Source organism: Segniliparus sp. (assembly GCF_051660745.1).
GTDB lineage: Bacteria > Actinomycetota > Actinomycetes > Mycobacteriales > Mycobacteriaceae > Segniliparus.
On the sequence record NZ_JBOFQF010000028.1, the window covers coordinates 400,713 to 413,978 of the forward strand.

Below are 13,266 nucleotides of genomic sequence, written 5' to 3' on the forward strand. Positions count from 1 at the left end.
GGATGTCCGCCATCGCTGGAATCGTCCTTGCCGGGGGCGGTTCCCGCCGCATGGGCACGGACAAGACCCGGCTCGTCTTCGACGGGAAGCCGCTTCTGGAGCGGTCGCTCGAAGCAATGCGGCCGTATTGTGCCGAGCAGTCGGGGGGCGCGGGGATGTTCGTGGTCTTCGGGGAGCACGAGCGGCCCGTTCCGGACGGCGTCCGGGCGCTCCGCGACGAGGTCCTCGGCCAGGGCCCGCTGCGCGGCCTGGCGACCGGCCTCTCGGCGGCTTCGGCGAGCGGGGCGGCGGCGGCCGTGGTCCTCTCCGCCGACCTGCCGCTCATCACCGCCGCTGTGGTGGGGGAGCTCCTGGCGGCATTCGAGGCAGGCCGGGCCGAGGCGCTGCTCGCCGCCGACCATGAGCGGACGCATCCGCTCGTCGCGGTGTGCTCGACGGCGCTGGCCGCGCCCGCCGTGGCCGCGCTGGCGGCGGGAAAGCGCGCGATGATGGAATTCCTCAACTCGCGCGCCATAAGAAAAACACAGGTCAGCGAACCATTAGCGCTCAGCAATGTGAACACCCCGCAGGAATGGGCGGCGCTCTCGCGACTACGCTCGGAGCCATGACGGCTTCGGAAAACTCCACACGGGAAGACTTCGCCCCGGCAAGCGCCACGGCGCTGCGCGACCTCGACGCCTATCTCGGCCTTCCCCGCGTGTCCGGCCTCGCCGTTTCGCGCGACGGCTCGCGGGTCGCCCTCGTGGTCGCCCAGCTCGACGAGAAGAAGACGAAGTTCGTCTCGTCGATCTGGGAGGCGGACCCGGCGGGCGGGCGGGCGGCGCGGCGGATCGCCTTCTCCGAGCGGGGCGAGTCCGCCCCGGTGTTCGCAGCGGACGGCTCGTTGTTGTTCCTGAGCTCGCGCGGCTCGGGCGAGGGCGGCGAGGACCCGCCCGCCTCGGTGTGGCGCCTGCCCGCTGAGGGCGGCGAGGCCAGCGAGATCGCGAGGTTCCCCGGCGCGGTGAGCGCCGTCCTTCCTGCCGCTGCGGCGGCGGCCACGGTCGCGACCGTGCGGACGCTCTCCGGCGCGAACAGCTTGAAAGAGGACGAGAAGCTGCGCAAACTCCGGCAGGAGGGCAAAGTCTCGGCCATCCTCCACACCGGCTACCCGGTGCGCTTCTGGGACCACGACCTCGGCCCGGACGCCCCGCGCCTCTGGCTGCTCGGCGAGGACGCGCCTGTCGACCTCACCCCGCCGCCCGCGCCCGCGCAGGTCAAGGGCCGTGGGCTGAGCGAGACGAGCGCCGACCTCGCCGCAGACGGGAGCTTCCTGGTCACTTCGTTCTTTGTCCCCGCAGAACAAGGCTCGCGCCGCGAGGTGCTGGTGCGCGTCGACGCCGCGACCGGGGAGAGCCGCGTGCTGCTCGACGACCCCGAGGGCTACGTCATGGACCCGAAGATCTCCCCGGACCAGACGCAGGTCGCCTATCGGCGCGAAAGCCGCTCCAGCCCGACCGAGGCGCCGCGCATCACCGTGCACGTGCTGTCGCTCGTCGACGGCTCCACGCGCCAGCTCGCGCCGGATTGGGACCTGTGGCCGGGGGAGATCGCCTGGTCGCAGGACGGCGAGGCGCTCTACATCGTCGCGGACGAGAACGGCCGCGCGCCCATTTTTCGCGTCGACGCCGTCCGGGCCGGTCTCGGCGGCACGGCGCCTGTGCGGCTCACGGCGGACGACTTCGCCTACACCGCTCTCGCGCCTGCCCTTGGCGGAGCCGTTTTCGCGCTGCGCTCCTCCTACCTGCGCCCGCCGCATCCGGTGCGGATCGGAGCCGACGGCTCGGTGGTGGAGCTGCCGTCTCCCGCGTCGGAGCTGCAACTGCCGGGGACCCTGGAAGAGCTCACGACGGTCCTCGCGACGGGGGAGCCGGCTCAGGACAGCACAGTCCGCTCGTGGCTGGTGCTGCCCGCCGGAGCGGGGCAGGAGCGGCCCGCCCCGCTAGTGCTTTGGGTGCACGGTGGGCCGTTGTCCAGCTGGAACGCGTGGTCGTGGCGGTGGAATCCGTGGCTTTTGGCCGCGAAGGGCTACGCGCTGCTCTTGCCCGACCCGGCGCTCTCCACCGGCTACGGGCAGTCGTTCATCCAGCGCGGCTGGGGCGATTGGGGCGGCGCGACCTTCGCCGACCTCATGGCGGCGGTCGACGCGGCGCTCGGGCATCCCGCCGTCGACCAGACGCGCACGGCGGCCATGGGCGGCTCCTTCGGCGGGTACATGGCCAACTGGATCGCCGGGCACACCGACCGGTTCAAGGCGATCGTCACCCACGCCTCCCTATGGGCGCTGGACCAGTTCGGCGCCACCACGGACGAGAGCTCGTACTGGCTGCGGGAGATGACCGAAGAGATGGCTCTGGCGAACTCGCCGCATCTGCATGTCGAGAACATCCGGACCCCCATGCTCGTGGTCCACGGGGACAAGGACTACCGCGTCCCGGTCGGCGAAGGCCTGCGGCTGTGGTGGGACCTGTTGTCCCGGTCGCAGCTCGCGGCGGACGAGCACGGGCAGACCCCGCACCGGTTCTTGTACTTCCCGAACGAGAACCACTGGGTGCTGCAGCCGCAGGACGCGAAACTCTGGTACCAGGTCGTCTTCGGCTTCCTCGCCGAGCACGTGCTCGGCGAGGAAGCCGAGCCGCCGGAGGTCCTCGGCTTGTAGCGGGCAGCCGTCCGGACCGGCTCGTTCTAGTCCGGGCTAGTTCTGTTCGGGCGCCTGCGCGGCCACGGCGGGCGCGCCTTGCTGGCCGGGCTGCCCGATTTGTCCGAGCTGCCCGATCTGTCCGATGCCGCACACCCTGGTGTAGTTGATCTGGTAGCCGATCAGGAGGGCCCCGATCCGCACGGCGAGCGAGGTCAGCTGGCCGTTCTCCGGCTTGGGGGCGAAGGGGTTGGTGTAGGCCCCGGCGTCGTCGGCCCCCTCGTTGACCGCCTCGTCGAGCTTGCTGATCGAGTCGCGAAGGCCGGGATCGCTGGTGCTGCTCTCCGCGTCCTGCAAGTCGCCGCTGATCTGGTGCAGCGAGTCCATCATCTCTTGCGCCTTCTGGCCGGTGTCGCCCAGATTGGCGGCTACGCCGAGGAGGTTGCCCTGCTGGTACTGCCCGCCGAGGCGGCCGACGGTGTTGGCGAACGCGCCGAATTTCGTGCCGAGGTCGCTGAGGTCGGGCTGCACTTGCTGGAGGGCCGCGCACCCGGGGTCGGCGGGCGCGGCGGCGGCGTGCGGCGCTGCGGACGAGACGGCTGCCGCGCACACCGCGAACAGTGAAAGAAGAGACGACTTTGTGCTCACGTGACTAGTGAAGCCCCTGTGACCGGTGTTACGCGACTGGCCCCCGGGACTGTTACGCATTCGGGTCCGGGCCAATACCGCGCCGTGAGGCTCGGTCGTGGGGCCGTGGGAAGCCGCCTCGCGCGCTGCGCAAGCGCGAACGCTTTCTGCCTCCGGCGGGGGCGGCGAGTAGAATCCTCCGGTGCCCAACCCCGAGACCACCAACGAGACCCTGCCCTCCGCCTGGGAGCCGTCGGCCCACGAGGACGAGATCTATCGGCGCTGGCAAGAGGCGGGACTGTTCACCGCCGACCCCGCGAGCGAGAAGCCGAAGTTCTCCATCGTCGTCCCGCCGCCGAACGTCACCGGCAACCTCCACGTCGGCCACGCGATGGAGCACGCCGTGATGGATGCGATCTGCAGGCGCAAGCGCATGCAGGGCTACGAGGTGCTCTACCTGCCCGGTTTCGACCACGCCTCGATCGCCACGCAGGCGGCGATCGAGAGCCAGCTGGCCGCAGAGGGCACCAGCCGCCACGAGCTCGGCCGCGAGGCGTTCCTGGAGCGGGCCTTCGCATGGAAAGAGGAGGTGCGGGGCAATATCTCCGGGCAGATGCGCCGTCTCGGGGACTCGGTGGACTGGAGCCGGGAGCGCTTCACCATGGACGACGGCCTGGTCAAAGCCGTGCGGACCGTCTTCAAGCAGCTCTTCGACGCGGGGCTGGTCTACCAGGCCGAGCGCCTGGTCAACTGGTCGCCCAAGCAGCGCACCGCGATCTCCGACGCCGAAGTCGTCCACAAAGAGGTGGACGGCGAGCTCGTCTCGCTGCGCTACGGCTCGCTCAAGGACGACGAGCCGCACATCGTCGTCGCGACCACCCGCGTTGAGACGATGCTCGGGGACGTCGCCGTGGCCGTGCACCCGGACGACGAGCGCTACCGGCGCCTCGTCGGCACGACCTTGCCGCACCCCCTCGTCGGCCGCGAGCTGCGCATCGTCGCGGACACGCATGTGGACCCCGAGTTCGGCACCGGCGCGGTGAAGATCACCCCGGCGCACGACCCGAACGACTTCGAGCTCGCGCAGCGGCACGGCCTCGCGATGCTCACGGTCATGGACGAGGACGGCAAGATCGCGGGCACCGGCACGCGTTTTGACGGCATGGACCGTTTCGAGGCGCGCAAAGCCGTCCGGCTGGAGCTCGCGGAGCAGGGCCGCGTGGTCGCGGAGGTCCGCCCCTACAAGCACAGCGTCGGGCACTCCGAGCGCGGCGGGGAGCCAGTGGAGCCGAGGCTCTCGCTGCAGTGGTTCTTGAAAGTCGAGTCGCTCGCGAAGGCGGCGGGCGAGCAGGTCCGCTCCGAGCTCATGCCGATCGCGCCGGAGGGGCTCGCCGCGCGCTGGTTCGATTGGACCGACAACATGCGCGACTGGTGCGTCTCGCGCCAGCTGTGGTGGGGGCACCGGATCCCGGTCTGGTACGGCCCGGCGGGCGAAGTCCGATGCTTCGGCCACGACGAGGAGATCCCGGAGGGCTGGACGCAAGAGCACGACGTGCTCGACACCTGGTTCTCCTCGGGGCTGTGGGCCTTCGCCACCCTCGGCTGGCCCGAGCGCACCCCCGAGCTCGAGGCCTTCTACCCGGTGAGCGTGCTGGTCACGGGATACGACATCTTGTTCTTCTGGGCCGTGCGGATGGCGATGTTCGGCGGTTGGGTCGCTCAAGAGGGCTTGGCGCAGGCTCCGTTCCGCGAGCTGTGGTTCCACGGCCTGGTCCGGGACGAGAAGGGCCAGAAGATGAGTAAGTCCAAGGGGAACGTCATCAACCCCTTGGACTGGCTCGACCGGTTCGGCGCGGACGCGACCCGGTTCGCCCTCTTGCGCGGCGTCGCCCCCGGCACGGACGTGCCGATGGGGGAGTCCAACGCGATCGCGGCCCGCAACTTCGTCACGAAGCTCTTCAACGCGACCCGGTTCGCGTTGATCAGCGGGGCTGCCGAGGGCTTCGGCGCCAGCCTTGACGAGAACTCGCTCACCGACGCGGACCGCTGGATCCTCGGCCGCCTCGAAGAGGTGCGCGCCGAGGCGGACAGCGCCTTCGAGACCGGGGAGTTCGCCAAAGCCTCCCACGCGCTGTACCAGTTCACCTGGGACGAGTTCTGCGACTGGTACCTGGAGCTCGCGAAACTGCAGCTTCCGGAGCGTCCGGACAGCACTAGGGCGGTGCTCGCGCGAGTGCTCGACGTGCTGCTGCGTCTTTTGCACCCGAGCATGCCGTTCGTCACCGAAGTGCTGTGGCAGGCGCTCGCAGGCGGCGAGACGCTGGTGAGCGCGTCGTGGCCCGCGCCGTTGGGCCACCAGGCCGATCCGGCCGCGCTCGCCCGCGTCACGGGCGCGCAGACGCTCATCACCGACATCCGGCGGTTCCGCTCCGAACAGGGGCTGCCGCCGGGCCAGCGCATCCCCGCCGCGCTCGACGGCCTCGCCGAGGCAGGACTGGCGGACTGGGCGGAGCAGATCCGCGCGTTCGCCAGGGTCGGCGTTCCCGAGGAGGGCTTCAACCAGACCGCCGCCGTCGAGTCGGCGCTCGGCTCGGGCGTGGTCGTCGTCCGGTTCGACCTGTCCGGCACGGTGGACAAGGACGCGTTGCGCAAGCGGTTGGAGAAGGACATCGCGACACAACAGAAGGAGCTCGACGGCACGGCCGTGAAACTCGGCGACGAGTCCTTCCTCGCGAAAGCCCCCGAGCCCGTCGTGGCGAAGATCCGCGCGCGCAACGAGACGGCGAAGGCCGAGATCGAACGGCTTGAGGCGAAGCTCGAGGAGCTGCGATGAGCGACTTCGACCAGGCAGGATTCGACCAAGCGGAATTCGACCATGCCGAGTTCGAGAGGGTCGAAGCCGAGCTCGACACCCGCTGGCCGGAGACGAAGATCGAGCCGAGCCTCACGCGGATCGCCGCGCTGATGGACCTCTTGGGCTCGCCGCAGCACGCCTACCCGAGCATCCATATCGCGGGCACGAACGGGAAGACGTCGACGACGCGGATGATCGACGCCCTGATCACCGCGACCGGCCTGCGCACCGGGCGGATCTTGAGCCCGCACCTGCAGTCCCCGGTGGAGCGGATCTCGCTCGGCGACCAGCCGATCACCGAGGCGCAGTACGTCTCGGCGTGGCGGGAGATCGAGCCGTTCGTGCTGCGCGTGGACGAGAGCTCGCGGTCGGGCGGCGGCCCGGCGATGAGCAAATTCGAGGTGCTCGTCGCGATGGCGTTCACGATCTTCGCCGAGGCGCCGGTGGACGTGGCCGTGATCGAGGTCGGGATGGGCGGGCGCTGGGACGCGACGAATGTGGTGAACGGCCAGGTCGCGGTCATCGCGCCGGTCTCGATCGACCACGTCGAGTACCTCGGGTCGGACCTCGCGGTGATCGCGGGCGAGAAAGCCGGGATCGTCAAGCGGCTGCCGAAAGGCCAGGCGGGCTGGGAGGAGAAAGACCAGATCGTGCTCACGGCCGAGCAGGAGCCCGCCGCGTTGCGGGCGATCCTCGCGCAGGTGGAACGGGAAGGGGCCGTCCTGGCCCGCGCGGGCCAGGAGTTCGCGGTGACCGAGCGCAAGCTGGCCGTCGGCGGGCAGCAAATCGGCCTCCGCGGCCTCGGCGCGGTGTATCCAGAGGTCTTCCTGCCGCTCTATGGGCCGCACCAGGCGGCGAACGCGTCGCTCGCCCTCGCCGCCGTCGAGGCGTTCTTCGGCGCCGGGCCGCAGCGCGCGCGCGCGGAGAGCGTCGTGCTCGACGGCTTCGCGAGCGCGCGCTCCCCAGGCAGGCTCGAGCGCATGCCCTCGGGGGCGCAGGACCCGCTCGTGCTGGTGGACGCGGCCCACAACCCGCACGGGGCGCAGGCCCTCGTCCGGGCATTGGCGGAGGACTTCCCGAACATCCAATTCCACGGCGTGCTGAGCGTCATGGAGGACAAAGACGTGCGCGGGGTGCTCGAAGCGCTCGCGCCGGTGCTGGCCTCTGTTGTGGTGACCAGCAACGGCTCGCCGAGGGCGCTCGCGGCGGACGGCCTGGCCGAGCTGGCGCGCGGCGTGTTCGAGCCCAAGCGCGTCGTGGTGCAGCCGGACTTCGCGGAGGCGGTCGGCACGGCGAAAGAGCTGGCTGCCCAGAAGGGGGACGGCGTGCTGATCACCGGCTCGGTGGTCACGGCGGGCCTGGCGAGGGACTTCTACGGATTGGCCCCATCGTGACCGAAGAAGAGGATATGAACCTGGTTTCTGGCGAGCCCCGCGCGGATGAGATCCAAGGCGCGCCGAGCCGAGGAATAGAGGGGGAGGAGGGGCCGTCCGAGGCGAGGAGCAACGAAGGAGATCGCCGCGCGGACCCCAGAAACGACCCCTGGAAGGGGTTCCGGGGGGTGTGCTCGGGGATCTTGATCCTGGAGATGGTCGCGGTGCTGCTCGGGGTTCCCGTCGTCGAGAACCTGTCCTCGTTCCACGGGCCGGGCTGGGCGCCGACCACGTTCGTGCTGTGCTTCGCGGCGCTGCTCTTCGTGGCGTGCGCCGTGCAATCCCGGCCCTGGGCGTTCTCGCTGGACCTGGGCCTGCAGCCCGTCCTCGTCGCAGGATGGCTCGTGCATCCGGCGCTCGGGATCGCCGGTGTGATCTTCGCAGTGGTCTGGGGTGTCGTGTGGTGGATGCGACGGGGCGTGCAGAAGGCTCAGGCGTCTCGTTATGACGGCTGAAAGCCGTGCTCTAAGCTAGCTCCGTGACTGAGCGGACTTTGGTGTTGATCAAACCTGATGCGGTGGCTCGCGGCCTCATCGGAGAAGTGCTGGCGCGTGTCGAGCGCAAGGGGCTTGAGATCCTCGCGCTGCAGCGGCTCGTGCCGCATGTGGACATCGCGCGCGAGCACTACGCCGAGCACGCCGAGCGTCCCTTCTTCGACTCGCTCGTCGAGTTCATCACCTCCGGCCCGCTGGTCGCGGCGATCATCGAGGGCGAGGGCTCCATCGCGGCGATGCGCCAGATCATCGGCGGGACCGACCCGGTGAAGAGCGCGGTCCCCGGCACGATCCGAGGGGATTTCGGCCTCACCGTCCAGAGCAACCTGGTGCACGGCTCCGACTCGCCGGAGTCGGCGCTTCGGGAGATCGCGCTGTGGTTCCCCGAGTTCGGGCTGTCCCACCACCACTGATCTGGACCCTCGAACCGGCTCTGGATCCTCGAACTCGGCCTGGCAGAAAGGCTCGCCAGGAGCCTTCACGGCGGGGGATGGCGCGCGCCGCGCGAAAGATATGCGATAGTGGATGCAGTCGGCGCGCGGCCGGCGGCCTAGGCCAGGCGGCGCGCGACGACCCCGAAGCTTTGTCGAAAAGTTCCGAATAACGCCAGCACCCAGCCCATGGGCGTCGGAGAGGGAGTTTTTCGACGGACTTCGGCCAGAAAACGCGACTATGTCGCCTCGCGCGGTCTTCACCGATTGCGCGATGCGCGATAGACACAAAGACCCCCCGCGTGGCTGTGCTCGTGATGTCCGAAGGACGTCCTGAGCGCGCCCGGGGGCTGATACAAGGAGTGCCACGTGGCTGAAGAGCTGCCGCCGATTGACGATTCCGCCCCGCAGGGGAAGATTCGAGTCCATGCCCTTGGTCGCCTGCTCGGGGTGACCTCCCGGCAAGTGCTGACCAAGCTTTCCGAGTTCGGAGTCACCGTCCGGGGACCGCAGTCGAGCATTGACGAGACTGTCGCGACCCAGGTGCGCGAGGCCTTGGCGAACGCCGAGCCCGCCTCGAACGCCGACACGGGCGCGAAAGCCGAGCCCCCCGCGAAAGCGCAACAAGAGCAGAAAGCCCAGGAGCGGGCCGAACCTGAGGCAGCGCCGCAGGAGCAGGCTCCGGAAGGGGCTGGCTCGACGCAACCCGACCCGGCTCCTGCGCAGCTGGAGCTGGTGGGCGGCCCGCCGCTCTTCCTGGAGCCGCATCGTTTGGAGCCGCACCTGGTCGAGCCGCACCTGGTCGAGCCGCGCAAGGCCGACCCGCAGGCCGCCGAGGCTTCCGATTCCGACGAGGAAGAGGAAAACGAGGGCGAGTCCGGCGACGACGCCGAGAGCCGGGCCAGCAGGCGCCGCCGCCGAGGAAGGCGCGGACGGGGCAGGGGACGCGGCTCGGAAGCGCAGGAGCAGGGCGAAGAGGGCGGCGAGCCCGTCGAGGCGGAGCTTGCGGACAAGCCGGAGAAGGCCGAGAAGCCTGAAAAGGCCGACAAGACAGACAAAGCCGACAAGGCCGACGAGTCCGGGCCCGCCGCAGAGAGCGCGGAGGCTGCCGAGCTGTCGTCTTCCGCGAAACGCCGCAGACGGCGCAGGCGGGGCGGCGACGGCGCGGACGACGACGCGCCGCCCGCGCCGACGCGCGAGCGGTCGAGCCGCTCGAAGGACAAAGACGAGGTGCAAGGCATCTCCGGCTCCACCCGGCTTGAGGCGAAACGCCAGCGCCGCAGGGAGGGACGCGACTGGGGCAGGCGCCGTTCGGTCATCCTGTCCGAGTCGGAGTTCCTCGCCCGGCGCGAGGCCGTGGAGCGGGTCATGGTGGTGCGCGAGCGCGACGGCAACCCCGACGGCTCGCCCGGCGGGAAGTACACCCAGATCGGGGTCTTGGAGGACAACGTCCTCGTCGAGCACTTCGTGACCACGTCGGCCTCGGCCTCCATGGTCGGGAACATCTACCTCGGCCGGGTGCAGAACGTCCTCCCCTCGATGGAGGCCGCGTTCGTGGACATCGGGCGGGGCAACAACGCCGTCCTGTACGCGGGCGAGGTGAACTGGGAAGGCGTCGGCCTCGGCGGCGACGCGCGCAAGATCGAGCACGCCATCAAGCCGGGCGACTACCTTCTGGTGCAGGTCAACAAGGACCCGGTCGGGCACAAGGGCGCGCGTCTGACGACGCAGATCGCCCTCGCGGGCCGTTACCTGGTCTTCGTGCCGGGAGCCTCGGCCAAGGGCATCAGCCGCAAACTGCCGGACACCGAGCGCAACCGCTTGCGCGAGATCCTCTCCGGCATCGTCCCCGAGGACGCGGGCGTCATCGTGCGCACCGCCTCGGAGGGCGTGTCCGCCGAGCAGCTCACCGAGGACGTGACGCGCCTGGCCGAGCAGTGGCAGCGCATCCAGCAGTTCGCCGAGGAGGCGAAGGCGCAGGGCGGCGGGCCGCGCTCGCTGTACCGGGAGCCGGACCTGTTGGTCAAGCTCATTCGCGACGTCTTCAACGAGGATTTCACCAAGCTGGTGGTCCAGGGCGAGAACTCCCACGAGGTGGTGCAGGAGTACCTTTCGGCCATCGCGCCGGACCTCGGCGCGCGCCTTGAGCGGTTCGAGCCCAAGACAGACGGCCAGGACGTGTTCTCCGAGTACCGGGTGGACGAGCAGCTGGCGAAGGCGCTGGGCCGAAAGGTGTGGCTGCCGTCGGGCGGCACGCTCGTCATCGACCGGACCGAGGCGATGACGGTGGTCGACGTGAACACCGGCAAGTTCGTCGGCTCCGGCGGCAACTTGGAAGAGACCGTCACCCGGAACAACCTCGAGGCGGCCGAGGAGATCGTGCGCCAGCTGCGGCTGCGCGACATCGGCGGGATCATCGTCGTCGACTTCATCGACATGGTGCTCGAGTCCAACCGCGAGCTGGTCCTGCGCAGGCTCACCGAGTGCCTGGCCCGGGACCGCACGCGCCACCAGGTCTCCGAGGTGACGTCGCTCGGGCTGGTCCAAATGACCCGCAAGCGGATCGGCACCGGCCTTTTGGAGGCGTTCTCCACGAAATGCTCGCACTGCGAGGGCCGGGGCGTCGTCGTGCACTCCGACCCGCTCGGGACCGAGCCCTCGGACGAGGGCCGCGCCGAATCCGGGTCCGGGCGGGGCAGGCGCTCGCGCGGCGGCTCGGGCGGGAGCTCGGGCGGCAACGCCCAGCAGCAGGCCCCCGTGGTGCCGAAGGTCGTCGCCCATCACGGCGAGCATCCCATGTTCCGGGCTATGGCCGCGCAGGCCGAGGCCACGCAGGGCGAGGAGGCTCCGGCCTAGGGCCGAAGCCTCCTGCGGGGCGCTTCGAAAGACATGTCGAAGTGTTAGCCCTTGCTAAGAAGTTGCCTCGATGACCTCCATCAGCTCGGCGACTGCGGCCCGGCCCGCCCGATTGGCCCCGATCGTGCTCGCAGAGGGGCCGTAGCCGAGCAGGTGCAGCCGGGGCTCCGCCGCGACTCGGGTCGCGAGCCTGCCAGTCATCACGATCCCGCCGCCGGGGGAGCGCAGCCGGAGCGGGGCCAGGTGGTCGAGGTTGGCGCGGAAGCCGGTGCACCAGAGGATCGCGTCCACGTCCAACGTCCGCCCGTCCGCCCACGCCACCCCGGTCGGGGTGAGCCGCTGGAACATCGGCGAGCGGGCGAGGACCCCGTGGGACTGCGCCTCGCGCAGCTCCGGGGTCCACATCAGCCCCGTGACGCTCACGACCGAGCCGGGCGGCAGGCCCCGGCGGACCCGGTCCTCGACCACCGCGACAGCGGCCCGTCCGATGTCCGGGGTGAAGGGGCCCTCGCGGAAGAGGGGCTCGCGCCGGGTGGCCCATGTCGTCCTGGCGACTTTCGAGAGCTCGAGGAGCAGCTGCACCCCGGACACCCCGGCCCCGACGACCAGCACGTGCTGCCCGGCGAACTCCTCGGGCAGCCGGTAGTCGTGGGCGTGCAGCTGCCTGCCCTCGAAAAGGCCTGCCCCCGGGTAACGGGGCCAGAACGGCTTCTCCCAGGTGCCTGTCGCGTTCAGGACGCCCGCGCAGGAGAATTCGCCGATATCGGCCCGGACGAGGAAGCCGGAGCCGTCTCGGGCCACCTCGCGCACGTCTGCGGGCCTTCGGACGTCGAGCCCGAACTCGCGCTCGTAGCGGGCGTAGTAGCCGGGGACGGTCGTCGAGGCTTGGACCTCGGGCTGGGAATGGTCGAGCGGAAGGCCGGGCAGGTCGTGCACGGCGTTGGCGGTCTGCAGGGTGAGGCTCGGCCAGCGGTGCTGCCACGCGCCCCCGGCCTTGGGGGCGTGGTCGAGGATGACGAACCCGGAGCCGGGCTCCAGGCCTCGTTTGCGCAGGAAGTACCCGGCGGACAGGCCTGCCTGCCCCGCTCCGATGACGACGATCGTGGTGCGCTCGCGCGTGATGTCCATGAGAACATTGGAACAAACGTCGGCCTGCGCGGGTCGAGTTGACTCCCCGTGCCCCGCTCCCCTAGAATGACTCGGTTGTTTCTGGTCCGTCGTGGGCCGAAAACCCCGCAGGCATGACCTGGGCAAGCTTTGAGGAATGTGAGAGATATGGGCGCATACGCGGTTGTGAAGACCGGCGGCAAGCAGTACAAAGTCGCCGTTGGCGACGTGGTGAGCGTGGAGAAGCTCGAGGGCGAGCCCGGCGACGCCGTCTCCCTCACCCCCGTGCTCATCGCCGACGGCGCTTCGGTCACCACGAAGGCCGACGCGTTGGCCAAGGCGAAGGTGACCGCCGAGCTCGTCGAGCACACCAAGGGCCCGAAGATCCGGATCCACCACTTCAAGAACAAGACCGGCTACCACCGTCGCCAGGGCCACCGTCAACCGCTGACGGTGCTCAAAGTGACCGGTATCGCCTGACTCGCAGCAGAAGACTTAAGAGAGGATTTGACTCATGGCACATAAGAAAGGCGCCTCAAGCTCCCGCAACGGCCGCGACTCCAACGCCCAGCGGCTCGGCGTGAAGCGGTTCGGCGGCCAGGCCGTGAACGCGGGCGAGATCATCGTCCGCCAGCGCGGCACCCACTTCCACCCCGGCGACGGCGTCGGCAGGGGCGGCGACGACACGTTGTTCGCGCTCGTCGCGGGCAAGGTCCTGTTCGGTTCCAAGCGCGGTCGCAAGACCGTCAACATCGAAGCCGTCGAGGCTGTCGAAGCGTAGTTAGGCTCT

Annotated in this window: 11 protein-coding genes; 9 read left to right on the top strand and 2 right to left on the bottom strand. The window is 69.9% G+C overall.

Going from position 1 to position 13,266, the window contains the following annotated elements; all coding sequences use genetic code 11:
* Nucleotides 1-2 precede the first annotated feature (2 nt).
* The gene (mobA, locus tag ACRC20_RS09435) at nucleotides 3-608 is read left to right on the top strand and encodes a molybdenum cofactor guanylyltransferase (protein WP_438686096.1); all 606 of its coding nucleotides are present in this window, start codon (nucleotides 3-5) and stop codon (nucleotides 606-608) included.
* Nucleotides 605-2,695, top strand: a complete 2,091-nt coding sequence (locus ACRC20_RS09440; RefSeq protein ID WP_438686097.1) for a S9 family peptidase — start codon at nucleotides 605-607, stop codon at nucleotides 2,693-2,695. Before mobA ends, ACRC20_RS09440 begins: the two co-directional genes overlap by 4 nt.
* A 36-nt stretch (nucleotides 2,696-2,731) precedes the next feature.
* Here the strand turns inward: ACRC20_RS09440 and ACRC20_RS09445 are convergent, their stop codons facing one another.
* Nucleotides 2,732-3,322 (bottom strand): hypothetical protein, encoded by a 591-nt coding sequence (locus tag ACRC20_RS09445; RefSeq protein WP_438686098.1) that lies wholly within the window; start codon nucleotides 3,320-3,322, stop codon nucleotides 2,732-2,734.
* Nucleotides 3,323-3,503: 181 nt separating this feature from the next.
* Here ACRC20_RS09445 and ACRC20_RS09450 point away from each other — a divergent pair, with 181 nt between their 5' ends.
* From ACRC20_RS09450 to ACRC20_RS09470, 5 genes are all read left to right on the top strand, one after another.
* Nucleotides 3,504-6,134, top strand: a complete 2,631-nt coding sequence (locus ACRC20_RS09450) for a valine--tRNA ligase (protein WP_438686099.1) — start codon at nucleotides 3,504-3,506, stop codon at nucleotides 6,132-6,134.
* A complete protein-coding gene (locus tag ACRC20_RS09455) occupies nucleotides 6,131-7,549 on the top strand; it encodes a bifunctional folylpolyglutamate synthase/dihydrofolate synthase (RefSeq protein WP_438686100.1) in 1,419 nt (472 codons plus the stop codon). The genes ACRC20_RS09450 and ACRC20_RS09455 overlap by 4 nt, the downstream gene beginning before the upstream one ends.
* A gap of 14 nt (nucleotides 7,550-7,563) precedes the next feature.
* The gene (locus tag ACRC20_RS09460) at nucleotides 7,564-8,043 is read left to right on the top strand and encodes a DUF4233 domain-containing protein (RefSeq protein WP_438686101.1); all 480 of its coding nucleotides are present in this window, start codon (nucleotides 7,564-7,566) and stop codon (nucleotides 8,041-8,043) included.
* Nucleotides 8,044-8,066: 23 nt separating this feature from the next.
* Nucleotides 8,067-8,495, top strand: coding sequence for a nucleoside-diphosphate kinase (ndk, locus tag ACRC20_RS09465; RefSeq protein ID WP_438686102.1), 429 nt, complete (start codon nucleotides 8,067-8,069; stop codon nucleotides 8,493-8,495).
* Between the two features lie 387 nt (nucleotides 8,496-8,882).
* Nucleotides 8,883-11,369, top strand: coding sequence for a translation initiation factor IF-2 N-terminal domain-containing protein (locus ACRC20_RS09470; protein WP_438686103.1), 2,487 nt, complete (start codon nucleotides 8,883-8,885; stop codon nucleotides 11,367-11,369).
* A 54-nt stretch (nucleotides 11,370-11,423) separates the two neighbouring features.
* On the opposite strand, the gene ACRC20_RS09475 is transcribed toward ACRC20_RS09470, so the two are convergent.
* Entirely contained in the window at nucleotides 11,424-12,497 is a 1,074-nt protein-coding gene (locus ACRC20_RS09475) for an NAD(P)-binding domain-containing protein (protein WP_438686104.1), read from the bottom strand.
* Between the two features lie 147 nt (nucleotides 12,498-12,644).
* Here ACRC20_RS09475 and rplU point away from each other — a divergent pair, with 147 nt between their 5' ends.
* Entirely contained in the window at nucleotides 12,645-12,956 is a 312-nt protein-coding gene (gene rplU / locus ACRC20_RS09480) for a 50S ribosomal protein L21 (protein WP_438686105.1), read from the top strand.
* A gap of 34 nt (nucleotides 12,957-12,990) precedes the next feature.
* Nucleotides 12,991-13,257, top strand: coding sequence for a 50S ribosomal protein L27 (rpmA, locus tag ACRC20_RS09485; RefSeq protein ID WP_438686106.1), 267 nt, complete (start codon nucleotides 12,991-12,993; stop codon nucleotides 13,255-13,257).
* Nucleotides 13,258-13,266 lie beyond the last annotated feature (9 nt).

Excerpts from the sequence above, each read along its gene's own strand:
- ACRC20_RS09455 (WP_438686100.1), top strand. The coding sequence starts at position 6,131 with ATGAGCGACTTCGACCAGGCAGGATTCGACCAAGCGGAATTCGACCAT.
- rpmA (WP_438686106.1), top strand. The coding sequence starts at position 12,991 with ATGGCACATAAGAAAGGCGCCTCAAGCTCCCGCAACGGCCGCGACTCC.
- ACRC20_RS09475 (WP_438686104.1), bottom strand. The coding sequence starts at position 12,497 with ATGGACATCACGCGCGAGCGCACCACGATCGTCGTCATCGGAGCGGGG.
- ACRC20_RS09460 (WP_438686101.1), top strand. The coding sequence starts at position 7,564 with ATGAACCTGGTTTCTGGCGAGCCCCGCGCGGATGAGATCCAAGGCGCG.
- rplU (WP_438686105.1), top strand. The coding sequence starts at position 12,645 with ATGGGCGCATACGCGGTTGTGAAGACCGGCGGCAAGCAGTACAAAGTC.
- ACRC20_RS09440 (WP_438686097.1), top strand. The coding sequence starts at position 605 with ATGACGGCTTCGGAAAACTCCACACGGGAAGACTTCGCCCCGGCAAGC.
- mobA (WP_438686096.1), top strand. The coding sequence starts at position 3 with ATGTCCGCCATCGCTGGAATCGTCCTTGCCGGGGGCGGTTCCCGCCGC.